Annotated in this window: 21 protein-coding genes and 1 pseudogene; 13 read left to right on the top strand and 9 right to left on the bottom strand. The window is 72.8% G+C overall.

Going from position 1 to position 21,906, the window contains the following annotated elements; all coding sequences use genetic code 11:
- Positions 1-227: 227 nt before the first annotated feature.
- Positions 228-1,217 (bottom strand): ArsR family transcriptional regulator, encoded by a 990-nt coding sequence (locus ACFW2G_RS12665; protein WP_384581659.1) that lies wholly within the window; start codon positions 1,215-1,217, stop codon positions 228-230.
- 71 nt (positions 1,218-1,288) lie between these two features.
- Between ACFW2G_RS12665 and ACFW2G_RS12660 the strand changes: the two genes are divergently transcribed.
- Positions 1,289-2,260 (top strand): oxidoreductase, encoded by a 972-nt coding sequence (locus tag ACFW2G_RS12660; protein ID WP_384581661.1) that lies wholly within the window; start codon positions 1,289-1,291, stop codon positions 2,258-2,260.
- A gap of 221 nt (positions 2,261-2,481) precedes the next feature.
- Positions 2,482-3,399, top strand: coding sequence for an MBL fold metallo-hydrolase (locus ACFW2G_RS12655; RefSeq protein WP_384581663.1), 918 nt, complete (start codon positions 2,482-2,484; stop codon positions 3,397-3,399).
- Here ACFW2G_RS12655 and ACFW2G_RS12650 read toward each other — a convergent pair.
- Positions 3,351-4,031: a TetR/AcrR family transcriptional regulator C-terminal ligand-binding domain-containing protein gene (locus ACFW2G_RS12650; RefSeq protein WP_384454771.1), complete on the bottom strand. Its 681-nt coding sequence runs from the start codon at positions 4,029-4,031 to the stop codon at positions 3,351-3,353. The genes ACFW2G_RS12655 and ACFW2G_RS12650 overlap by 49 nt on opposite strands.
- Before the next feature lie 225 nt (positions 4,032-4,256).
- Between ACFW2G_RS12650 and ACFW2G_RS12645 the strand changes: the two genes are divergently transcribed.
- Positions 4,257-5,447 (top strand): spore photoproduct lyase family protein, encoded by a 1,191-nt coding sequence (locus ACFW2G_RS12645; protein WP_384454720.1) that lies wholly within the window; start codon positions 4,257-4,259, stop codon positions 5,445-5,447.
- A gap of 137 nt (positions 5,448-5,584) precedes the next feature.
- The gene (locus tag ACFW2G_RS12640) at positions 5,585-6,772 is read left to right on the top strand and encodes a glycoside hydrolase family 64 protein (protein WP_384454717.1); all 1,188 of its coding nucleotides are present in this window, start codon (positions 5,585-5,587) and stop codon (positions 6,770-6,772) included.
- A gap of 30 nt (positions 6,773-6,802) precedes the next feature.
- Here ACFW2G_RS12640 and ACFW2G_RS12635 read toward each other — a convergent pair whose 3' ends face one another.
- Together ACFW2G_RS12635 and ACFW2G_RS12630 are read right to left on the bottom strand one after the other, a co-directional pair.
- Positions 6,803-7,132 (bottom strand): hypothetical protein, encoded by a 330-nt coding sequence (locus ACFW2G_RS12635; protein WP_384454714.1) that lies wholly within the window; start codon positions 7,130-7,132, stop codon positions 6,803-6,805.
- A 99-nt stretch (positions 7,133-7,231) separates the two neighbouring features.
- A complete protein-coding gene (locus tag ACFW2G_RS12630; protein WP_201773395.1) occupies positions 7,232-8,020 on the bottom strand; it encodes an SDR family oxidoreductase in 789 nt (262 codons plus the stop codon).
- 102 nt (positions 8,021-8,122) lie between these two features.
- On the opposite strand from ACFW2G_RS12630, the gene ACFW2G_RS12625 reads away from it, so the two are divergent.
- From ACFW2G_RS12625 to ACFW2G_RS12600, 6 genes are all read left to right on the top strand, one after another.
- Positions 8,123-8,746, top strand: a complete 624-nt coding sequence (locus ACFW2G_RS12625) for a TetR/AcrR family transcriptional regulator (protein WP_384454709.1) — start codon at positions 8,123-8,125, stop codon at positions 8,744-8,746.
- Positions 8,747-9,134: 388 nt separating this feature from the next.
- Positions 9,135-10,673 carry a sensor histidine kinase gene (locus ACFW2G_RS12620; protein WP_384454706.1) on the top strand — a complete coding sequence of 513 codons (1,539 nt, stop codon included), beginning with the start codon at positions 9,135-9,137 and terminating at the stop codon, positions 10,671-10,673.
- Positions 10,674-10,679: 6 nt separating this feature from the next.
- Positions 10,680-11,084, top strand: a complete 405-nt coding sequence (locus ACFW2G_RS12615; RefSeq protein ID WP_030031532.1) for a roadblock/LC7 domain-containing protein — start codon at positions 10,680-10,682, stop codon at positions 11,082-11,084.
- 11 nt (positions 11,085-11,095) lie between these two features.
- Positions 11,096-11,440, top strand: a complete 345-nt coding sequence (locus ACFW2G_RS12610) for a DUF742 domain-containing protein (protein ID WP_384454702.1) — start codon at positions 11,096-11,098, stop codon at positions 11,438-11,440.
- Entirely contained in the window at positions 11,421-12,041 is a 621-nt protein-coding gene (locus ACFW2G_RS12605) for an ATP/GTP-binding protein (RefSeq protein WP_384454699.1), read from the top strand. Before ACFW2G_RS12610 ends, ACFW2G_RS12605 begins: the two co-directional genes overlap by 20 nt.
- The gene (locus ACFW2G_RS12600; RefSeq protein ID WP_384581665.1) at positions 12,038-13,450 is read left to right on the top strand and encodes a cytochrome P450; all 1,413 of its coding nucleotides are present in this window, start codon (positions 12,038-12,040) and stop codon (positions 13,448-13,450) included. The genes ACFW2G_RS12605 and ACFW2G_RS12600 overlap by 4 nt, the downstream gene beginning before the upstream one ends.
- Positions 13,451-13,510: 60 nt before the next feature.
- Here ACFW2G_RS12600 and ACFW2G_RS12595 read toward each other — a convergent pair whose 3' ends face one another.
- The 5 genes and pseudogenes from ACFW2G_RS12595 to ACFW2G_RS12575 all read right to left on the bottom strand — a co-directional run bounded on the left by ACFW2G_RS12595 (position 13,511) and on the right by ACFW2G_RS12575 (position 18,884).
- Positions 13,511-14,521 (bottom strand): hypothetical protein, encoded by a 1,011-nt coding sequence (locus tag ACFW2G_RS12595; RefSeq protein ID WP_384680919.1) that lies wholly within the window; start codon positions 14,519-14,521, stop codon positions 13,511-13,513.
- A gap of 92 nt (positions 14,522-14,613) precedes the next feature.
- Positions 14,614-15,531, bottom strand: a complete 918-nt coding sequence (locus ACFW2G_RS12590) for a methyltransferase domain-containing protein (protein ID WP_384449158.1) — start codon at positions 15,529-15,531, stop codon at positions 14,614-14,616.
- Positions 15,532-15,788: 257 nt separating this feature from the next.
- Positions 15,789-16,526 (bottom strand): annotated as a pseudogene (locus ACFW2G_RS12585) (DUF72 domain-containing protein); the annotation flags it as partial.
- Positions 16,527-16,652: 126 nt separating this feature from the next.
- Positions 16,653-17,555 (bottom strand): class A beta-lactamase, encoded by a 903-nt coding sequence (bla, locus tag ACFW2G_RS12580; RefSeq protein WP_384449164.1) that lies wholly within the window; start codon positions 17,553-17,555, stop codon positions 16,653-16,655.
- 81 nt (positions 17,556-17,636) lie between these two features.
- Entirely contained in the window at positions 17,637-18,884 is a 1,248-nt protein-coding gene (locus ACFW2G_RS12575) for a saccharopine dehydrogenase family protein (RefSeq protein WP_384581670.1), read from the bottom strand.
- A gap of 114 nt (positions 18,885-18,998) precedes the next feature.
- On the opposite strand from ACFW2G_RS12575, the gene ACFW2G_RS12570 reads away from it, so the two are divergent.
- The 3 genes from ACFW2G_RS12570 (at position 18,999) to ACFW2G_RS12560 (ending at position 21,789) form a co-directional block, all read left to right on the top strand.
- On the top strand, positions 18,999-19,706 hold the full coding sequence (locus ACFW2G_RS12570) for a TetR/AcrR family transcriptional regulator (protein ID WP_037916995.1): 708 nt from the start codon (positions 18,999-19,001) through the stop codon (positions 19,704-19,706).
- A gap of 177 nt (positions 19,707-19,883) precedes the next feature.
- Entirely contained in the window at positions 19,884-21,413 is a 1,530-nt protein-coding gene (locus ACFW2G_RS12565) for an APC family permease (RefSeq protein WP_384449170.1), read from the top strand.
- 109 nt (positions 21,414-21,522) lie between these two features.
- On the top strand, positions 21,523-21,789 hold the full coding sequence (locus ACFW2G_RS12560) for a DUF4235 domain-containing protein (protein WP_037916998.1): 267 nt from the start codon (positions 21,523-21,525) through the stop codon (positions 21,787-21,789).
- Positions 21,790-21,906: the final 117 nt, after the last annotated feature.

Raw genomic sequence — 21,906 nt, 5'->3', positions numbered from 1 at the left:
CAGCAGCCGTGTGCTACACGACCCGGAGCCCAGGCGATCTGGTGTGCGAGGCGAATCAGCGCGGAGACGGTCGACATCCGGTTTCGCCTCCTTCCAGCAGCTCACGAGCGGGGTGCGGTCGAAGGTACGTTGCCGCAGGTTCATCGGTCAAGCAGGAGCCCGCCCATGCCGGCCGATCCGGACCGGCGGCGGGGCCGCCCCGGGCGCGCGCCGCGCACGGGGCGCTGTCAGGGGGCCCCGCCGGTCAGCAGTGCCTCGGCCACGGACGTACGGGCGTACAGCACGAAGCGGCCGGTCCGGTGGGCACTGACCAGGCCGGCGTCGCGGAGCGCGGTGAGGCACTGGGACACTCCCGCCGCCGACAACCCGGTACGGCCGGCGAGTTCGGTCGTGGTGGCGGGCGAGTCCAACTCGGCCAGCAGCAGGGACCGCGAGCGGCCGAGTACGGCGGCCAGGACGCCGTCCCGGGCGGCCGTACGGGGCTCCCACAGGGAGCCGATCCCGCGGGCCGGATAGGCCAGTTGCGGTGGGTCCGGCGGCGCCAGGCGGGTGAACGGGACCGGCCCGGTGAACACCGACGGGATCAGCAGTAAGCCGGCGCCGGCCTGCTGCCGGGACAGTGGCGCGCGCCGGCCGGCCAGCCGGAGGGCACTGTCGTCCCAGCTCACCGAGGAGTGGAGCTCGCTCAGGAGGCGCCCCGCGCCGTGCTCGGCCACCTGCCGGGCCCGGTGGAAGACGTCGGCGTCGAGCACCGCCCGGATCCGCACCCAGTAGGGCGCCAGAGCGACGGCCCAGTAGGCCTCGATCTCCTCCGCGACCCGCTCCAGAAGGCGCGGCACGTCGTCGTACAGGCCGCGGAGCCCGGGGCCGCTACGGCCCTGCTCGCCCCACAGCCGGTCGAGCTCCCCGCGTACCCGGTCGGCGGGCGTGGTCCGGATCGCCGCGAGTTCCTCCTCCAGCGTGGGGGACGGCCCGGTGGGCGCGGGATTGAGGAAGTCGGGGACGTACCCCGAGCGTGGTACCAGCTCGGCGAGCCGGCCCCGGTCGAGCCCCGCGGCCGCCAGCCGTGGCCGCACCTGCGCGGTCCAGGCCCGGTGCACGGCGTGCTCGTGCCCCGACCGGAGCAGGCGCATGCTGGGCCCGACCTCCCACATGGGTGAGACGGCGAACCTCATCCGCGCCAGGTCGCCCACCGAGAACGCCAGTTCAGCCCGCACCGCCACCCCGAGGATTCACACATGTCCGAACTGATGGGCAGGCAGCCTACCCGCCGACGATCATCCGGTGCATGACCTCACAGACGATCACAGCGGCAGGCACCTGGAAGCTCGGCGACCGCACGGTCCACCGGATCGGTTTCGGCGCGATGCGCCTGGCCCAGAGCGGCGAGGCCCTCGTCAAAGACGCCGTCCCGCGCGACCGCGGCCAGGCCGTGGACGTCCTGCGCCGCGCGGTGGACCTCGGCGTGAACCACATCGACACCGCGGCGTTCTACTTCTCCCCGCTGCGCTCCGCCAACGAGCTGATCAACCGCGCCCTGGCCCCGTATCCCGAGGACCTGGTGATCGCCACCAAGGTGGGGCCCGGCCGTGATCCCTCGGGCGAATGGACGCCCCACGCCCGGCCGGAACAGTTGCGCGGTCAGGTGGAGGAGAACCTCCGGCAGCTCGGCCGCGACCACCTGGACGTGGTGAACCTGCGGATCGTCGGCGCCGATTCGATCGCCGAACGCTTCGGAGTGCTGGCGGAGCTGCGGCAGGCCGGTCTCGTCCGGCACCTGGGGCTGTCCAACGTACGGCCCCACCACCTGGCCGAGGCACTGGCCATCGCACCGGTGGTGTGCGTGCAGAACATGTACGGCCTGGGGGTACAGCCCGGACAGGACGCGTTCCTGCGCTCCTGTGGTGAACAGGGCATCGCTTTCGTGCCGTTCTACTCGATCGCCGGCGGCGGACGGGAGGCCGGCGCGTCGGGGGAGGACAGCGCCGAGGTGCGCGAGGTCGCGTCGGCGCACCGGGCGAGCACCGCTCAGGTCAGGCTGGCCTGGACGCTGCAGCGGGGACCGCACGTCCTGGCGATCCCCGGCACGGGCGACCCGGAGCACCTCGCGGCCAATGTGGCCGCCGGCGCCCTGCGCCTGTCGACGGCCGAACTGGCCCTGCTGGACGCCCTGCACTCCCGCGAGGGCGCCCGGGCGCACGAAGCGCGCGGCCCGCAGCGGTCCGCCGGAGGCGGTGGCGCCCCGGGGGGCGCGGGCTGAGCTCCGCCCCCGCCGGCGGGGCACCTCGGCTCCGCAGGACGAGGGGGGTGCGCACGGACGTCCGTCGTGAACGGGTCCCGGAGCGGGGGGTGATGGACGTGCGCCGCGGCCGCGAGCCGGTGGTTTGCGTGGGTCGGCGGCAGAGCCTATCGTCCCTAAAAGCAAATCAATTGCTTTTAGGGGGCGCTTGCCCTCCGTGGACGACAAGGAAGGCTTCCCCCGTGCACCCAGCACCGCCCGCCGTCGCACCGTCCTGGACGGTCGGCTCCGTCGTCGTCCGACGCATCGACGAGATCCCCCTGCCGCCGCAGACCGGCCCGTGGCTCCTGCCGGCCGCCACTGCCGGCGTCGTCTCCGAACGGGACTGGCTGCGGCCCGACTTCGCGAGCCGGGACGGTGTCCTGCGGCTGGACAGCCACAGCTTCGCGATGGTCGTGGACGGGCTGCGCGTCCTCGTCGACACCGGTATCGGCAACGGCAAGACGCGGGCCAACCCGGCCTGGCACGACCTGCGCACCGACTACCTCGAACGCCTCGCGCGGGCGGGGTTCCCGCCGGAGTCCGTCGACCTGGTCCTGCTGACCCACCTGCACACCGACCACGTCGGCTGGAACACGCGCGAGGTCGACGGCGGCTGGGTCCCGACCTTCCCCCGCGCCCGCTACCTCACCTCGAAGGCCGAATACGACTTCTGGGCGGCCCGCGACATGGACGAGGCGCGGGCGGCGATGTTCCGCGACTCCGTACACCCGGTCGACGCCGCGGGGCTGCTGGAAGCGGTGGACGTGCCCGCCGGCGGCGTCACCGTCGCCGCCGGCCTGGAGCTGGTGCCGGCTCCGGGCCACACGCCCGGCCACGTGGCCGTACGGGTGACCAGTGGTGACGCCACGGCCCTGATCACCGGGGACTGCATCCACCACCCCGTGCAGCTGGCGCGGCCGGAGATCGGCAGCTGTGTCGACATCGACCCGGAGCTGGCCGAGGCGACGCGCCGCTCGCTGCTCGCCTCGCTCGCCGACACGGACGCACTCCTCCTCGGTACGCACTTCCCCCCGCCCACCGCCGGCCGCGTGGTCATCGACGGGGGCGCCTACCGGCTCGAACCCGTTCCCGGCCGGCCGGCGGACGCCGCGTCCTGACGTGCCGAGCGGGCGGCGGTACGGGACGGCGCGGCGGCCCGGCGGGGGGCGTCGAAGCCGTCCAGGAGGTCCCGCACGAGCGTGCGCGCGTACGCGGCGGTGAGACCCGGAGGATCTGTGGGATCCACGCGCTCCGCGGGGTTCCCCGAGCGGAAGAGGATGCGGTACATCATGGGCGCCACGACCCGGTCGAGGACCAGCTCCACCCCGGGGGCGTCCTCGCCGCGCACCGCGGCCCGGGCGAGCACGACCTCGATCTGCTCCGCCGCGTACTGCGAGCACCGCGCGGCGTTGGCGCCGTCGGGGGCCCCGAGCAGGGCGTCGCGGAGGTAGGCGCGGCCGACTGGCGAGGCCATCTCCTCGATGAACTGCTCGGCCCAGTGCCGCAGGTCCGCGGCCAGGCTGCCGTGGTCCCGCGGCGGTGCGTCCGGCCGCAGCTTCTCCACGGCGACGTCCGACAGCAGCTCCTGGAGGCCGCCCCAGCGCCGGTACACCGTCGACGGGGTGACACCGGCGCGCGCCGCGATCAGCGGAATGGTCAACTCGGTCCGGCGCGCCTCCGCCTGGAGTGCGCGCACCGCCGTGTGGACCGCCTCCTGGACGCGGGCGCTGCGGCCGCCGGGGCGGATCATCGGTTTGCCGGGCACGGCAGCAGCTTAAGGCAGAGTCCTTGCTCCACCGGGTGTGCGGGTCGGCCGGGCCGGTGAGCGGCCCGGAGGCCGGCCGAGCCCGATATCCGGGCCGGGCGGCGGCGCGCTCGAAGACGGCCGTCTTGTGCGCCCGCCCGCCGGGAGTCCTCCTCCGGCGCCCCGCCGACTGCCCTACAGTGGACCCTCCGCGATCCGCAGGAGACCGACATGCGAGCCCAGCCGTCCGCGGGCCGACCGGACGACAGCGCAGACGCCCTGTTCGGCCTGGAGGACATCGACCCGGGGCGGGCTTCCCGCGCGCCGGCGGACGCCGGTCCGCTGTTCCGCGACAGCCCCACCGCCCGCCGGCTGCTGTCCGTACGGGCCGTCTTCGCCGAGCCCGCGGCCGCCGCCTCGCCACGCGGCAGGCAGGTCCTCGCCCGGTACCCGGACGCCGAGATCGTCCCCGTCGACTCACACTGGCGGATCCCCGACCTCCACGGGAACGAGGGGAACGTCGACCGCTGGGTCCGCATCAAGACCGAGACCCTGGTCCTGGGAGAGAAGAAGACGCTCACCACCCGCCCCAACGGCCGCTCCGCGGACTGGATCGCCCCCGGTCCGGCCAACGGCTGCGCCATGGCCTGCGCCTACTGCTACGTGCCGCGCCGCAAGGGCTACGCCAACCCGGTCACCGTCTTCACCAACATCGAGCGCATCATCGCCCACCTCTCCCGGCACCTGGTGCGCCTCGGCCCCAAACCCGAGCCCAACCAGTGCGATCCGACCGCCTGGGTCTACGACATCGGCGAGAACAGCGACTGCTCCGTCGATGCGTTGATCAGCGACAACGTGGCCGACCTGGTGCACGCCTTCGCGGGATGGCCCGCCGCCAAGGCGTCCTTCGCCACCAAGTTCGTCAACCCGGACCTGCTCCGCCTGGAGCCCCGCGGCCGGACCCGCGTGCGCTTCTCCCTCATGCCGCAGAGCGATTCCCGGCTGCTGGACATCCGTACCAGCCCGGTGGAGAGCCGCATCGCCGCCGCCTCGGACTTCCTGGACGCGGGCTACGAGGTCCACTTCAACCTCTCGCCGGTCGTGCTGCGGCCCGGCTGGGAACGGGACTGGTCCCTGCTGCTGCGGCACATGGACGATGTGCTGCCCGCGCGGGTGAAGGCACAGGCGGCCGCCGAGGTCATCATGCTGACGCACAACAAGGACCTGCACGAGCTCAACCTGGGCTGGCACCCCCGCGCGGAGGACGTCCTGTGGCAGCCGCGTCTCCAGGAGCCGAAGCGCTCGGAGAACGGCAGCTGGAACGTCCGCTACCGCAGCGGCGTCAAGGCCGGGGCCGTCCTGGCGATGCGCGACCTCGTCGCGGCACACGCCCCGTGGCTGCGGATCCGGTACGCCTTCTGACCGGGCGCCGGTGTCAAGCACATTGACAGAAGTCGAACACGATCGGACGCTGAGAGCGCTCTCAGGCTTCAATGAACGCACCCCCTGCCCACACCTCTCCGTCGGCAGGTCCCCCCCACACACAAGGAGGAGAGAGAGTGTTGCGCTTGTCGAGAGTGCTGGCGTTCGGCGTCGCGGCCCTGTCCGTCGGCGCCGGTGTGCTGTTCTTCGGCCCGCCGCCGTCCGCCGGGGCCGTTCCGGCCACCATCCCGCTCACTGTCAAGAACACCTCGGGACGCGGCGAGCCCGTCTACATCTACAACCTGGGCACACAGCTCGCGACGGGCCGGCAGGGCTGGGCCGACGCCGACGGAACCTTCCACCCCTGGCCCGCGGGCGGAAACCCGCCCACCCCCGCCCCCGACGCGTCGATCGCGGGTCCGGCCGACGGACAGACCAGGACGATCCGCATGCCCAAGTTCTCCGGACGCGTCTACTTCTCCGTCGGACGCAAGCTCGTCTTCCGGCTCACCACCGGCGGTCTGGTGCAGCCGGCCGTCCAGAACCCCGCCGACCCCAACCACGACATCCTGTTCAACTGGTCCGAGTACACGCTCAACGACGCCGGCCTGTGGATCAACAGCACCCAGGTCGACATGTTCTCCGCCCCTTACGCGGTGGGCGCCAAGGCCGCCGACGGCACGGTGAAGACCACCGGCCGCCTCAAGGCCGGGGGCTACGACGCCGTCTTCGGCGGGCTGCGTGCGGCCGGCTGGGGCGGCCTGATCCAGAGCCGCGCCGACGGCACCCCGCTGCGGGCGCTGGCGCCCGGCCACGGCATCGAGGCGGGTGGAATCCCGGCTGGAGTGATGAACGACTACATCGACCGCGTCTGGAGCAAGTACAGCTCCACCACGCTCACCGTGAAGCCGTTCGCGAACGAACCGGGCACCACCTACTACGGCCGGGTCTCGGGCGGCGTCATGAACGTCACCAACGGTTCGGGAGCGGTGGTCACCAGCTTCCGCAAGCCCGACTCCGACAGTGTCTTCGGCTGCTACAAGCTCCTCGACGCCCCCAACGACACCGTACGCGGCCCGATCTCGCGCACCCTGTGCGCGGGCTTCAACCGTTCGACGCTCCTGACCAACCCGAACCAGCCCGACGTGAACGGATCCGGCTTCTACCGCGACGCCGTCACCAACCACTACTCCCGCCTCATCCACGCGCAGATGGCCGACGGCAGGGCGTACGGCTTCGCCTTCGACGACGTGGGCGCCCACGAGTCGCTCGTGCACGAGGCCGATCCGCGGGAGGCCTTCATGACGCTGGAGCCCCTCGGCTGATCCCGTGTGCGGCCGGCCGGTCAGCGGGCCTCAGTGGTCGTGGCGCGCGCCGTGCTCCATCGGCCGGGGCCCGTCCGCGCCGGCCTCGCGGCCGAAGAGGGGCAGGGGAGCTTGCTCGCCGGGTCCCGTCGCGGTGAGGGGGATGTGCAGGCTCTGGCACATCCGCCGGGCGCGGGCCAGCGCGCTGAGGGTCATGGGGGAGGGGGACCGGCTGGGCAGTTCGACGGTGACCCGAGTCGGGCGGTGCGTGTGCACGAGGGACTCGATCTGCAGGGCTGCCGCGGCCCGGTCGGTGACGTGCAGCTCGTGCAGGATCCGTACCCGCAGCGTTCCATCGGCGATGTGGTGACTGATGACCATGTCGAACCTCCCCGCACCCGCCGGGATCCGGGCACCCCGCCGTCGGGGTCTCCGGATCCCAGTGTGCGGCAGCAGGCCTGCCCGGACGAGCCGGGCGGGTCAGGCCTTGAGGACCCGGCCCGCCACCGTCAGGGCCAGGCGGCGCGGAGCCAGCGTGGACGCCGTCGCCGAGAGCCGGTTGCGGAGGCCGACGACGATGCTGGGCGGTGTCCTGTCGCGTTCCAGCGCCCGGCGGGTCGCCGTGACGACCTGCTCGGGGGTGGCCATCCGCCCGACGGCGGCGTCCCGGCTGCCGACGACGTCGAAGAACTCGGTGCTGACCGGGCCGGGCGATACGGCGAGGACCCGCAGCGAGGAGGAGCGCGTCTCGTAGGCGACGGCCTCGGTGAAGTTCAGGACGAATGCCTTGGTGGCCCCGTACACCGCCATCGCAGGGGTCGGCTGGTACGCGGCCGAGCTGGCGACGGTGACGAGGGCGCCCCGGCCGTCGGCCGCCAGGTCCGGCAGGAACTGCCTGGTCAGCTCTGTCAGCGCCGTTACGTTGAGCTGGATCATCTCGCTGATCCGCGCGGGGTCTTGGTCGGCGAACGACCCGTGGCTGCCGAACCCCGCGTTGTTGACCAGTGTCTGGACGCGCAGCCCGAGTGCGTCGAGCTCCGCGTGCAGCCCGGCCGCGGCGCCCGGCCGGGCGAGGTCGGCGGCGACCGCGCGGGCCCGCACCCCGTGCCGGCTCCGGAGGTCCGCCGCGATCTGCTCCAGCCGGTCGGCGCGGCGGGCGACGAGCACGACGTCCGCTCCGCGCGCGGCCCACTGCTCGGCGAACTCGACGCCGAGGCCGGCGCTGGCCCCGGTGATCAGGGCTGTGGTTCCGCGGTATGTCATAGACACGGTTGGCGTTCCGTTCCTGTGGTCAGGTTGATGGGCGATACCGTGAATGTAGACAGAGTAAACATTGTTGTCAATGACAACATCGAGCGAGGGGAGGCCGCTTTGGCCGACACCGATCCGCCCTACCACCACGGCAACCTCCGGGAAGCGCTGCTGGCGCGCGCGGAGGCGGTCCTCGCGGCGTCGGGGGCGGACAGCCTGTCCCTGCGCGCCCTCGCCCGGGACCTCGGCGTCAGCCACGCGGCGCCGGGGCGTCACTTCCGCGACCGGCAGGCGCTGCTCGACGCGCTCGCCGTGGGCGGCTTCACCCGCCTCAACGACGACCTGCGGGCCGCCGTCGAGGCACCCGGCCCCGTCACCGCCCGGCTCGCGGGCATGGGGCGCGCCTACATCGCCTTCGCCGTGGCGAACGCCCCGCTGCTGAGCCTGATGTTCACGGTCAAGCATGCCGACGACTCCAGCGCCGAACTGCGCGAGCTCGGACATCAGAGCCTGGACATCGCCGCCGGGCTCGTCGCCCTCGCGCAGCGGGAGGGCGTCGTGCGGGCCGGGGAGCCGGACCGTCTCGCCCAGGTCGCCTTCTCCACCGTCCACGGCCTCGCGGCCCTGGCGGTCGGCTCCCTCCTGGAGGGCACCCCGCTGTCCGAGGCGACCGACCTCGCCCTCGACGTCCTGATCACCGGCCTCGCCGCCCCCGGCGGCGGCGCGGTACGGCCCGGTGCCTGACCGCTCGAAACGGTGACCCCGTCGGTGTCGCTCGGGGCCTGTCCTGCGGAGCCGGGTCGGCCCCTGGCCGCGATCCGCCGGACAGGCCCCTAGCGCATTCGGGTCCGCGGCGCCACCTCGTGGCCGCGCTGCGCGCCGGGTGCCGGAGGGTGCCGAGGGGTGAAGGCTCATGCATCCGAGGCGTCGGCGGGCCTTCGACCTCCTGTTACGCCGCCGACTGTCCGGGGGTGCCCATCAGGGGGGCCGGAATTCGTCGCCGTCGATGGCGCATAACGGTTCCTCCGGTCCGATGAACTCCAACGAAAGTGCGCGTACGGGCAGTTGGGCGTAGTTATGCTCCCGCCGACCGGTCAGAAGGTGACCCTTTTCCGATAATTCAAGGACGCCGATGGAGCATAGAGACATTCCGCCCAAAACAGCCCGTCCGGAGGCGGGGGCAAGCCGGGCGCTGCCCGTGATCGGGTCCCTGGCCGCCGTCTGCCTGGTCGGGGCGCTTGTTTCCTCCTCCGAACCGGTCGGCACGATCCTGATCGCCGCGGGCGGCCTGTGCACCGCGGCTGTCGTCGTCGAAGCCTTACGGCGCGGCCGCGCGCTCGCTGCCCGAACCGCCGAGATCGCCGCGCTCCAGCACACCCTGTCCCGGCAGGAGACCGAGGCGACCCGCCTGTCCGCGGTGGTGCTCCCCGAGGCCATCGAGCGGCTGCGCCGGGGCGAGGCGGCCGAGGAGGTGCTCACCTCCCTGGGCGGCCGTGCCGGCAACGGTAACCGCTGGGGCAGCGACGCCGCGCTCACCCCCCGCTTCAGGGCCGCCCTGCAAGCCGTACTGGCCCATGTCATCGACGCCGTCGACAACGAGGAGAGCCTGCGCGACTCGGCGCAGCGGGCCTTCGTGAACGTCGCCCGCCGCGTCCAGGCGATCGTCCATCAGCAGGCCCACGAGATGCGCGAGATGGAGGACCGGCACGGCCGCAACCCGGACGTGTTCGGCGACCTCCTGCGTCTGGACCACGGCACCGCCCTGATCGGCCGGCTCGCCGACTCCATCTCCGTCCTCGGCGGCGCGCGCCCCGGCCGGCAGTGGAGCAGGGCCGTGACCCTCTACAGCGTCATGCGCGGCGCGATGTCACGGATCATCGACTATCAGCGGGTCGAGCTCCACTCGGTCACCGAGGTCGCCGTCCTCGGCCCGGTCGTCGAGCCGCTCATCCACACCCTCGCCGAACTGCTGGACAACGCCACCCGCTACTCCCCGCCGCACACCCGGGTCCACCTGACCGCCGTCGAGGTGCAGTCGGGCATCGCCGTGGAGATCGAGGACGGCGGCCTGAGCATGAGCGAGGAGGCCCGTGCGCGGGCCGAGAAGATGCTCGCGCAGGCGCAGTCCGGCATCGACCTCAACGACCTGGGCGAGACGCCGAGGCTGGGCCTGGCGGTAGTCGGCCGGCTGGCGCAGGCGTACGGGTTCCAGGTCTCCCTGCGCTCCTCCGCGTACGGCGGTGTCCGCGCGGTGGTCATCGTGCCGCAGCACCTGATCACCACGGCGTCCGCGGCGACCGGTCTCGCCCACGGCATCGGCTCCTCCTCGGGTCCCAGGGCGGTGTCCGCCATACCGCGTGAGCACCCCGTCGACGCACCGTCGGCCGGCCCGTCCGTGCCCCGGCCCGCTCCGGCACCCGGACCCCTGTCCGGCCCGATGCCCGCCGACGGCGGGCCGACCACCGAACGCACGGCGACCGGTCTGCCGCAACGGCGCCGGAAGGACCGTGTCACCACCTCCGACGTCCGGCCGGCCGCGAGGCCGCAGCCGACGCACGACAACGGCCCGGGGATGTGGCTGGAGGCGTTCCACAGCGGGCTGTCGGGTGAGCCCGGCGAGGACCCGCCGGGCGGCCAGGACGCGTCGGGTTCAGCGACCAAAGGGGCGTAAACAGTGATGACTCAGCGAAGCAGCATGGACTGGATGCTCAAGGACCTGGCCGCCGGAGTGCCGCAGACGCGGCACGTGATCGTGCTGTCGGCGGACGGGCTGTGCGTGGCGCAGTACGGAGCCGAGACGGACACGGCCGACCGCCTGGCGGCCGCGTGCGCGGGCCTGCAGAGCCTCGCCGGAGCGGTGGCCGCCGAACTGCCCAGCTCCGAGGGCAGAATGCGGCTGGTCGTGATCGAGATGGACGGAGGCTTCTTCTACCTCATGGCCGCCGGAGACGGCTCCTACCTCGCGGTCCTCGCCGACGAGGGCGTCGACGCGGGCCTGATGGGTGCGCAGATGCGCAACCTGGTGACCCGAATGGGGGACCACCTGAGCAGCCCGCCGCGGCACGACGGGCAGCCCGCGTGAAAGAGCCGCCCGTGAGCTGGGAGGACAGCAGTCCCGAACGGCTCTACGTGATCACCGGCGGACGCAGTGGGCCCTCCACCTCCGTCCGCCTGGACCTCGTGACCCTGGTGGTGGCGAAAGGACCTCCCCGGCCCGAGATGCAGCCCGAGCAGGCCTCCATCCTGCGCATGTGCCAGTCACCGCTGTCGGTGGCCGAGATCTCCGCGTACGTGGGACTGCCCGTGAGCGTCGTCACCGTGTTGGTCGGAGACCTGATGGCCGCCCAGCGCGTGCACGTCCGCCCGCCCGTCCCCGCCGCGCAGCTACCCGACCTTGCTCTGATCGAGGCAGTGATCGATGGACTTCAGAAGCTCTGACCCGCCCTCCGGGCCGCGCGAGGCGGACGTACTGCCGCAGACGGCCGCGGCGGCCGTGAAGGTCGTGGTCGTCGGCGGGTTCGGCGTGGGCAAGACGACGATGGTCGGTGCGGTGAGCGAGATCAAACCGCTGACGACCGAGGAGACGATGACCCGGGCAGGCGTCGGCGTCGACGACACCTGGGGGGTCTCCCACAAGATCACCACGACCGTGGCCATGGACTTCGGCCGCATCAGCATCAATGACGAGCTCGTGCTGTACCTGTTCGGGACACCGGGCCAGGAGCGCTTCTGGTTCCTGTGGCGCGGGCTTTTCGAGGGCGCGCTCGGCGCCGTCGTGCTCCTCGACACCCGTCGGCTGGAGATCAGCTTCGACGTCATCGGACGCCTGGAGGAGCGCGGCGTCCCCTTCGTCGTGGCCGTCAACTCCTTCCCCGGCGCACCTGACCATCCCCTGGAGGAGCTGCGCGAGGCCCTCGACCTGCCCCCCGCCGTCCCCATCCTCGTCTGCGACGCCAGAAGGCGGGACTCCTCCCGCGACGTCCTGCTGACCCTCATGCGCTACCTGCACTCCCAGGCAGCCACCCAGGAGGCAATGTGAGCACCACCCCCACCCCACCGCCCGGGTGCCCCGCCCACGCCGCGGCGGCCCCGGGCGGCCTGTACCGCCTGCACGGGGCGGAAGCGCAGGCGGACCCCTTCGCCCTGTACGAGAAGCTGCGGGCCGAGTACGGCCCGGTGGCCCCGGTGCTCGTGAGCGGGGACCTGCCGGCGTGGCTGGTCCTCGGTCACCGGGAGAACCTGGACGTCGCCCGCACCTCGTCGCGGTTCGCCCGCGATCCCCGCGGCTGGCGCGACATGAGAGAGGGCCGGGTGCCGGCCGACACACCGCTCGGCCCCATGGTCACGTGGGTACCCGTGTGCAACTTCACCGACGGCCCCGTCCACGAGCGGCTGCGCGCGGCCGTCGTGGAGTCCCTGGAGCGCTTCGACAAGCGCGGCATCCGCCGCTACGTGACGCGGTTCGCCAACCAACTCGTCGACCAGATCGCGGCCCAAGGGTACGCCGACCTGGTGTCCGCCTTCTCCGACCAGCTCCCCATGCTGGTCATGACCCAGCTCATCGGGGCCCCCGACGAACACGGGCCGCTGCTGGTCAACGCGGCGCGCGACATGCTCCAGGGGACGGAAACGGCCCTCCAGAGCGACCGCTACGTCACGACCACGCTGGAGAACCTGGTCGTCGAGCGCAAGGCCAAGCCGGCCCGCGACCTCGCCTCCTGGCTGATCGAGCACCCCGCGGAGCTGACCGACACCGAAGTCCTCATGCACCTGCGCGTCGTGCTGATCGCGGCCTACGAGACCACCGCCAACCTGATCGCCAACACGCTGCGCACCGTCCTGACCGACCCGCGCTTCCGGGCCAGCCTCTCCGGCGGTCACATGACCCTGCCGGACGCATTGGAGCAGGTCCTCTGGGACGACCCGCCGATCAACACGATCATCGGGCGCTGGGCCACCGGGGACACCGTGCTCGGCGGCCGGCAGATCAAGGCCGGGGACATGCTCCTGCTCGCCCTCGCGGCGGGCAACGCCGACCCCCAGATCCGGCCCGACCCCTCGGTGTCCGTCCACGGCAATCGCTCCCACCTGGCCTTCAGCAGCGGCCCGCACGAATGCCCCGGCCAGGACATCGGGCGTGCCATCGCGGACACCGGCATCGAGGTCCTGCTGGACCGGCTGCCCGACCTCCAGCTGGCGGTCGACCCGAGCGAGCTCCAGTGGCGGGGCACTCTGATGTCCCGTCACCTGCTGTCGCTGCCCGTGCGGTTCGCACCGCGCTCCGCCCCGGCCCCCGCCCCGGCCCCGCAGCTTCCGGTGGAGCAGTCGGCCGGGCACCCCGTCCACCCGGTGGTCCCGCCGCAGCCGACGGCGCCCCCGCCCCCGGTCGCAGACGGCCGCAGGCGCCGTGGCGTGAGCTGGTGGCGGCGGCTGCTCGGCCGCCGCTGAGCCGGCACCCTCGTGCCGGGGTCCCCGGCCGTACCGGCCGGGGACCCCAGTCCCTTCCCGTTAGTCACGCAGGTGCCGCCACCAGGACGCCAGGGCCGGAAGATCCGGCGGCTCGGTGGCGCTGGCGCTGGGCCTCTCGGCGTACCGGATCATGAACCCGGCCTCGCCGAGCGGCAGTTCGTATCGGTTGCGGGGACTGGCGTACCGGGGTGCCCGGGCCTGCCAGGCGATGGAGCCGGCCACGTAGTGGCCCAGCCCCGCCAGGTGGCGGCGCAGTGCGACGTCCTCGTCGCCCGCGTCGTCCTCCAGCCGTGCCCGCACCCCGGTGAACAAGGCCATCACCCGGTCGCGCAGGCCCACGGCGAGCGGGACCGCCTCGGCGGGGGAACAGCTCTCCTGATGGGCGAGGATGTTGACGAGGTTGATCTCGCGGGGTTCCAGGTGGTCGTCCTTGTCGTAGGAGAACAGGTCGTTGTCCGCGCTGACGACGAATCCGGCCGCTTCCGTGAGGGCCGTCAGGGCGGGGGAGTAGAGGACGTCGGCCGGCAGCCCGCCCCCGCGCGCGACCTCGGACCAGGTCAGTGAGAACCGGGTGCCGTTCGCCAGCGGCCCCATCGCGACGAAGTCGTTCAGCCCCGGCATCGACCCCGCCTCCGTCCGGGAGGCCCGCCAGGCCGCGCCGAGCAGCCAGTCCCGGGTCCCCTCGGCGAACCTGCGCAGCTCGCCGGGGCCGAGCATTGCGTGGGTGCGGTGCACCAGGTCCAGCAGGGCGCGGGTCATGGGTCCGTCGGGCAGGACGGACGCCCCGGGGTCCTCGACGGTGCGCAGCAGCCGCACCCCGTGTTCGACGACGGCTGCCGTTCCCACCTCATCGGACCCTGAGTCCTGCCAGTCGTCGACGGCGTTGGCCCAGTAGTTCCACTGGGTGAACAGCAGGACGGCCTCCACGTCCCCGTCGGGGATGATGCGGCAGGAGAAGTCGGCGCTGTGGGTGGCCAGCCCCCAGGCACGTTCGACGGGATCGGGGTAGATGCCGAAGGCGTCCAGCCATTCGACCGCCCTGGATTCCACCTCCTTGGCCTGTGGATGGACGAGATCGCGCGGCAGGGGGCAGTAGAAGGGAGGCAGTTCCGGACCGAGGAGTGAAGGCCGGGGCGGCGCCGTCATCGGCCACCGCCGATCCGGAAGCGCAGCAGCCGCGTCTCCACCGCGTGCTCCCGCCAGAGCCGGAAGAACCTGCTGTGGGCGATCGTCGACTGTTCGAGCCGGTCGTCGGTCCAGGCGCCGGGCCGGGCGGCGGGGTCCGCACGGAGCCGGTCGAGTTCGGCGGTGTTCCACGCCATGGACTGCACCCAGAACTCCGCCACCGACTCCGTCACGTCCTCGTCCTGCACCAGCTCGAAGCCGGCCGCCTCGGCCGCGGCCAGGTACTCCCCGCGCCGGCCGAGCCGTGTTCTGTAGTAGCCGTCCATGAACTCCCGCCAGGCGGAAGCACCCGCGAAGTGTTCCTGGATCCCGAACCAGCCGCCCGGAACCAAGGCCTTGGCGACGACCTCGAACAGGCGGGTCCGGTCGGTGTAGCCGCTGCTCTCGTTGGCGTAGACGGCATCGTAGGCGCGGGTCTCGTCCAGGTCGTGGACGTCCGCCAGTACGGGCCTCACCCGCTCGGCCACCCCGGCGTCACGGGCGAAGCGCCGCACGACGGGCAGGTGCTCGGGCGCGACGGTGAGGCTGGTGACCGAAGCCCCGTGCTCCTGCGCCCAGTAGAGCGAGGTGCCGCCCAGTCCGCAGCCGATGTCGAGCAGCCGCCGGGGAGGCGTCCCGTACGCGCCCCAGGTGCGGGCCGCGTGCTCGACTATGCGTTCCTGCGAGCGGAAGAGGCCCTGTTGCAGCGTGTCCTGGGAGACGGTGGTGTCCGGTGGGCCGTCCGGGTACAGCCCCACATGGAAGTGGACCCGCGGTCCCGGACCGTACTTGTGCAGTATCTCCTCTGTCTTGCGGCTGTAGTAGAGCCGCACCGGGTCCTCCGCGGCCGATCCGCGGTCGCCGCCTAACGGAGATGCGAACGGTGCAACGCGCATGGGGAGTCCGCCCTTTCGTGGGGTAGGGCTGCCCTCCGGGACGCGCCGGCGCCGCTCTCGTAGCGTCCCGAAAAAGGCACACGGTTGAAGCACGGACCATCGTGGCATTTCATGGGCGCCGCGTCAGCCCGCTGGAGCAGCACGGTACGGCAAGATCCTTGCCGCGTAGCCTGGTTGGAGGTGGAGAAGCCGCTCGGGTGCGCGGCCGCCGCGGCGGCGTCGGTACCCCGGTCGGGTAACTGGGACGATGCCCGTGCCCGGAGCAGCCGGATGAGCGTCCGGGCGTCGCCCACGGCCGCTCCGCCCTGGTCGTTGTTGAAGTACGCGAAGACGTTCCCGTCCCCGGTCCCGTCGCCGTCCCCGGGCCAGGTGTCCGAGATCCGGGCCGCCCAGGTGCGCAGCGCCGTCCGGCCGTAGCGCGGCGCGGGCCGGGCACGGCCCCCGTGGAACCGCACGTACCCCCAGTCCGTGGTGCGCCACAGCGGGGTCACCGGCCGCGACCCGCGGTCGGCCCAGCACAGGGCCGCACCGTGATCGGCGAGGACCGAGCGCACGGAGGGCGTCCACCAGGACGCGTGCCGGGGCTCGACCGCCACACGGACGTCGGCGGGGAAGCGGGCGAGGCACGCGTCGAGTGCGGCCGGGTCCGCGCGCAGGGTCGGCGGCAGCTGGAGCAGGATAGGCCCGAGCCGGTCGCCCAGGGCCGAGGCGTGTGCCATGAGCCGGGCGACCGGCTCGGCCGGCTCGTGCAAGCGTTTGACGTGCGTCAGGAAACGGCTCGCCTTGACCGCCATCACGAAACCGGGCGGGGTGCGGGCGCGCCACCGGGCGAACGTCTCCGGCGACGGCAGCCGGTAGAAGGCGCCGTTGATCTCCACCGTGCGGAAATGACCGGTGTACTCCTCCAGCCACAGGCGCCGCGGCCGGTCCGGCGGATAGAGGACACCCGACCAGTCCCGATACTGCCAACCGGACGTGCCGACGTACACGGTCATGCCATCCGCCTGCCCCGCACGAGGTCCGGCACACCTCAGGGGCCCCGTTCGGGCGGGGAGCCCGGCGCGGAGGCCGGCTGCCGTACCGCGGGCCCGCCCGCGGTACGGACCGAAGCGACCCCTCCGTCAGGAGAGCGCCGCCGCCAGCACCTCGGCGGCCCTGGCGACCAGTGCGTTCTCGTGCGGCGCGGCGGCGTCCGGCCGGGTGGTCAGCACCGCCAGCTCCACGGGCGGCCGCCCGGGAGGCCAGGCGATGCCCACGTTGTTGTTGGTCCCGTACGACCCGGCGCCCGTCTTGTCCCCGATCACCCAGTCGCGGGGCAGGCCGGCGCGGAACCGTTCGTCGCTCGTCGTGTTCGACACCAGCCACCGCGTCAGGAGCTCCCGGTGCCGCGGAACGAGCGCGTCGCCGAGCACGAGACGCCCGTAGGTGCGCGCGATGGCCCGCGGAGTGGTCGTGTCGGTCACCCGCGACGGCTCGGCCGAGTTGAGCTCCGGCTCCCAGCGGTCGAGTCGCGTCGTGCGGTCCCCGAGGGAACGGCAGAACCGGGTGACCGCCGTGGGCCCTCCCAGCTCGCGCAGCAGCAGGTTCGCGGCGCCGTTGTCGCTCTGGGCGATGGCGGCCGAGCACAGCTCGGCCACCGTCAGACCGCCGGCGACGTTCTCGGGCCGGCCGGTCACCAAGCCGCCGCCCGCGGAGGTGACGTCCTCCTGCGTGTAGTGGATCCGCCGGGCGAGGAACCCGCCGTCTCGGTCCAGGTCCCGCAGCACGGCCGCCACGGCCGGCGTCTTGAACACCGAGCACATGGGGAACAGCTCGTTCGCCCGATACCGCACCGTCCGGCCCGAGCGGGTGTCCCGGGCGTACGCCCCCACCCGCGCGCCGTACTCGCGCTCCAGTGCGCGCAGCCGTCGGACGGCCTCCCCACCCCCTCCGGGCGCCGCCGCGCGAGCCGCTCCCGCGGGCAGCGCCGCGCTCAGCGCCACCCCGGCTCCCAGAGTCAGTACGGCACGACGGGTCTGCTCCACGTCGCCTCTCCTCTTCCTTGGACGGTCACGTGGTGACAAGGACGCCAAAGGAGATCATTTCGGTTCCGTGCGCCGGCCGGGTCAGTGGCCTGCGGCCGGGGCGGGGTCCTGCTCGCGCAGGGCCCAGGGGGAGCCGTACGCCGTCAGCAGGTCCAGGAACGGCAGCGGCGGCAGGGCCTCGGGGCCCAGGACACCGGAACCGGACCACGCCCCGGTCGCGAGCAGTTCGAGGGCCACCACCGGGTTGACGGCGGTCTGCCAGACGACGGCCTGGGAACCGTACTCGCGCATCGACCACTGGTTGTCGACCACGTGGTAGAGGTACACCTCGCGCGGCAGGCCCTCCTTGGTGCCCTTGACCCAGGTCCCGGCGCAGGTCTTCCCCGTCATCCGGTCCCCGAGCGTCGCCGGGTCGGGCAGGCAGGCAGCCACCACGTCGCGCGGCGAGACCCGGACCTCTGCGCCGTCCTCCCCGCGGACCGGCACCCGGACGGTGGAGTCCAGCCCCAGGGCGTGCAGCGTCCTGAGCTTGCCGATGAAGTCCTCGCCGAGGCCGTACTTGAAGGTCACCCGGCGGGCGCCGACCCAGCGCGGTACGAGGAGGACCTCCTCGTGTTCGACGTTGACGCACTCGACCGGCCCGATGCCCTCGGGGAAGTCGAAGACCTCAGGCTCGCTGAACGGCTCGGTGGTGAACCAGCCGCGCTCGCTCTCGTAGACCACCGGAGGGTTCAGACACTCCTCGATCGTCGTCCAGATGTTGAAGGACGGGGCGAAGTCATGGCCCTCGACGGTCAGGTTCGCGCCGTCGCGGATGCCGATCTCCTCGATGTCGTCGAAGAGCTCGTCGGCCGCGTAGCGGGCGAAGACGTCCGACAGGCCGGGCTCGACGCCCATGCCGACGAGCGCCAGGCGGCCCGACTTCTCCCACTGCGCGGCCTGTTCGAACTGCTCGTCGCCGAGCTTGACCCCGCACTCGCTGTGCGGGTGCTCCGGGTGCGGGCGGGAGAGGGACATGGCCATGTCGACGTAGTGGCTGCCCGCCGCCAATGCGGCGTTGAACAGGGGCATCACAAAGCGCGGATCGGTGGCGTTCATCAGTACGTCGCACGCGTGCTCGGCGAGCAGCGCGGTCACCGCCGCCTCGTCGGAGGCGTCGACGCGACAAGCGCCGAAGCGCTTCTCGTCGGCACCCAGGGCGGCGACCGCGGCCTGCGCGCGGGCCAGGTCGTAGTCGGCTACGACGAAGTGGTCGAAGAAGTCGCGGCGAGCGGCGATCTTGGTGATCGCGCTTCCGACACCGCCGGCACCCACAAGCAGAACACGCATGTCTTGGTCCTTTCTCGGCGAGGCGTCCGCCTCTGAGGGCTGATGGAACCGGTCGCTCCGAGTTAAGGTCAATGGTGTTGGCATAAGACCGACTGGATGCGGAGGCGGGCGGCGATGGCGAAGGACGTGGTTCCCGAGGAGGCGCGCAGGCGACGGCGGCCAACCCGGCAGGGGACGGTGCTCTCCGAGCGGCTGATCGTCGAGACGGCGCTGCGGATGGTGCGCGAGCACGGCAGCGCGGGCCTGTCCGCCCGGCGGCTCGGCGCCGCCCTGGGCGCGGACCCCAGCACCCTCTACCGGTACTTCGAGGGCATGGACGGCCTCACCCTCGCCATCGGCGAGGAGCTGATCGGCCGGGCACTGGCCGGCTGGGCTCCGACCGGCAGGTGGCGCGACGACCTGCGCACCCTCGGCCTGCGGATCCACGGCGCCTATCTCGCCCACCCGCAGGCCGCCCTGCTGACCGCGAGCCGGGTGACCGGACGGCCGCGTGAGATCGCGGCCGACGAGGCGATCCTGGGCATCCTGCGCGGAGCGGGCTTCGCGGACGAGGACGCGGTGCGGATCTACCACGCCTACATCGACCAGAGCCTGGCCTTCGCGGCCCTCGACGCGGGCCCGCTCGCCCTGTCGGCCGAGGCGCGCGCGTCGGACGAGGAACGCTGGGAGTCGACGTACGCCCGTCTGCCGGCCGACGCCTACCCGAACATCGCCGCCACCGCAGGGCTGCTCGCCGCCCGGATGCCGCACAGCGCTTACCCCGTCGCGTTGGAGATGCTGCTGGACACGGCGGAGCGGCAGCTGGCGGATGCCCGCGGCTGAGCCGGCGCGGTGGCCGGGGTCCGGAGGGGCGCTTGGGTCCGGGCGGCCGGGGTCCGGAGGGGCGCCTGGGGTCGGACATGGGCCGGAACTCTTATGCCAACACCATTGACCTTCCGGGTGACGCACGGGTTTCCTCATCGCATTCACGCCCCGTTCACACCGCACCAGTGAGGGACCATGGTCGAAGACACCCCGCGGACGCCGCAGGCCGCCACGCTCAGACCAGACGCGATCGGGTTCGTCGACGCGCTCGCCGTCGGGCTCAATGCCACTTCGCCGGCGTACTCCCTGGCCGCGGTGATCGGGCCGATCGTCGCGCTGGTCGGCGTGCACGCTCCCGGGGTGATGCTCGCTTCGTTCGTACCGATGGTTCTCATCGCATCCGCTTTCTACTACCTCAACCGCGCCGACCCCGACTGCGGCACGACCTTCTCCTGGGTGACCCGCGCACTGGGTCCCACGGCCGGCTGGCTGGGCGGCTGGGCGATCACGATGACCGGGGTCCTGGTCGTCGGCTCGCTCGCGGACGTGGCCGTGACCTTCGGGCTGCTGGCCGTCGGTCTGGACGGCTGGGCGGGCGACACCGTGATCCGCCAGGCGCTGACCGTGCTCGTGATCGTGGTGATGGCGGCGCTGTGCGTACGGGACACGCAGGCCGCGGCCCGGCTGCAGAACGTCCTGGTCCTCCTGCAGACCGCCTGCCTGTTCGTCTTCGCGGGCGTGGCCCTCTACCGGGTCCACGCCGGCACCGCCTCCCCGGGAGCCCTGCGTCCGGCCGCCGACTGGCTCGACCCGTTCGGGGCCGGCGGGACGGCACTGACCGGCGGCCTGCTCCTCGGCGTCTTCGTCTACTGGGGCTGGGAGTCGGCCGTGAACCTCACCGAGGAGACGAAGGACCCCTCCTCGGCGCCGGGCCGGGCCGGCATCTGGTCGACCGTGGTGCTCCTGGCCACCTACGTCTGCGTGGCCTTCGCGGTCGTCGCCTACGCCGGCACCGGCTACCTCGCCGCGCACGCCGACGACGAGGAGGCCGTCTTCGCCTCCCTGGCCCGCGAGGCCCTCGGCGGCTGGGACTGGATCGTCCTCCTGGCCGTCGCCACCTCGGCGCTCGCGTCGACCCAGACGACGATCATTCCGGCGTCGCGCACCGCCCTGTCCATGGCGCGTCGGCACGCCCTGCCCAGCCGCTTCGGCCTGATCCACCCCCGGTTCCGCACCCCCGCCGTCAGCACCTGGTGGGTCGCGGGCACGGCCACCGTCTGGTACCTGCTCATCCACCGGATCAGCGAGAACGCCCTCGCCGACTCCCTGACCGCCCTGTCCCTGCTGATCGCCTTCTACTACGCCCTCACCGGCATCGCCTGCGCGGTCTACCACCGGCGCCGGCTCACCGCGGGCCTGCGCGAGTTCCTGCTCATCGGGGTCGGGCCGCTCGTCGGCGCGGGCATGCTGGTCTGGCTGCTGGCGGAGTCGGTGGCCGACATGGCGGACCCGGCGAACTCCTACGGCGGAACGCCCTGGTTCGGCATGGGTCCGCCGCTGGTGATCGCCCTTGGGCTGAGCCTCGTCGGAGTGCTCCTGATGCTCGTCCGGCGCGCGGCGTCCGGCACGTTCTGGACCGAACGTCCCACCACCGCCCCGGACCCCGCCCCGTACCGGCCCGAGGCCTCGCCCCGGCGCCCCGTCGCCTCCACCACCGGAGAGTGATCCGGCCGACCGGCGGGCGCACGCCCGGTCCGGCCCGTGTTAGCCGTGCGCCGGACCGGGCAGGCGCAGGGCAGGAAGAAGCGGAACCGCAATCGCGGAGGAGGCACCGATGAAGGCCTCGACCGTCGCGTACAAGCCCGCCGGGATGGCCCTCGGCGCCCTCGGAGGCGCGCTGGCCGGCATCGCGTTCAGGCAGGTGTGGAAGCGGCTCGGCCACGAGGACGACGCACCGAACGCCACCGACGAGGACCGGTCGTGGCGGGAGGTCCTCATCGCCGCGGTCCTGCAGGGCGCCGTCTTCGCCGCGGTCAAGGCAGCGATCGACCGAGGCGGAGCCGTGGCCGTCAGGCGCCTGACGGGCACCTGGCCGGACTGACCGGCCCGCGGACGGGCTGCGCGTCATGACCGGGACCGACACCCCGACCGGTGCCCCTGCCGCTACGCACGCGCCGGCTCGTCCTGTGCCGGCCCGGGGCCCGGGCCCGTCCGGCGG

Source organism: Streptomyces sp. NPDC058880 (genome assembly GCF_042742535.1).
GTDB lineage: Bacteria > Actinomycetota > Actinomycetes > Streptomycetales > Streptomycetaceae > Streptomyces.
This window is presented reverse-complemented; position numbering and strand designations above follow the sequence as displayed.

Excerpts from the sequence above, each read along its gene's own strand:
- ACFW2G_RS12660 (WP_384581661.1), top strand. The coding sequence starts at position 1,289 with ATGACCTCACAGACGATCACAGCGGCAGGCACCTGGAAGCTCGGCGAC.
- ACFW2G_RS12650 (WP_384454771.1), bottom strand. The coding sequence starts at position 4,031 with ATGATCCGCCCCGGCGGCCGCAGCGCCCGCGTCCAGGAGGCGGTCCAC.
- ACFW2G_RS12645 (WP_384454720.1), top strand. The coding sequence starts at position 4,257 with ATGCGAGCCCAGCCGTCCGCGGGCCGACCGGACGACAGCGCAGACGCC.
- ACFW2G_RS12635 (WP_384454714.1), bottom strand. The coding sequence starts at position 7,132 with ATGGTCATCAGTCACCACATCGCCGATGGAACGCTGCGGGTACGGATC.
- ACFW2G_RS12620 (WP_384454706.1), top strand. The coding sequence starts at position 9,135 with ATGGAGCATAGAGACATTCCGCCCAAAACAGCCCGTCCGGAGGCGGGG.
- ACFW2G_RS12615 (WP_030031532.1), top strand. The coding sequence starts at position 10,680 with ATGACTCAGCGAAGCAGCATGGACTGGATGCTCAAGGACCTGGCCGCC.
- ACFW2G_RS12605 (WP_384454699.1), top strand. The coding sequence starts at position 11,421 with ATGGACTTCAGAAGCTCTGACCCGCCCTCCGGGCCGCGCGAGGCGGAC.
- ACFW2G_RS12590 (WP_384449158.1), bottom strand. The coding sequence starts at position 15,531 with ATGCGCGTTGCACCGTTCGCATCTCCGTTAGGCGGCGACCGCGGATCG.
- ACFW2G_RS12575 (WP_384581670.1), bottom strand. The coding sequence starts at position 18,884 with ATGCGTGTTCTGCTTGTGGGTGCCGGCGGTGTCGGAAGCGCGATCACC.
- ACFW2G_RS12570 (WP_037916995.1), top strand. The coding sequence starts at position 18,999 with ATGGCGAAGGACGTGGTTCCCGAGGAGGCGCGCAGGCGACGGCGGCCA.
- ACFW2G_RS12565 (WP_384449170.1), top strand. The coding sequence starts at position 19,884 with ATGGTCGAAGACACCCCGCGGACGCCGCAGGCCGCCACGCTCAGACCA.
- ACFW2G_RS12560 (WP_037916998.1), top strand. The coding sequence starts at position 21,523 with ATGAAGGCCTCGACCGTCGCGTACAAGCCCGCCGGGATGGCCCTCGGC.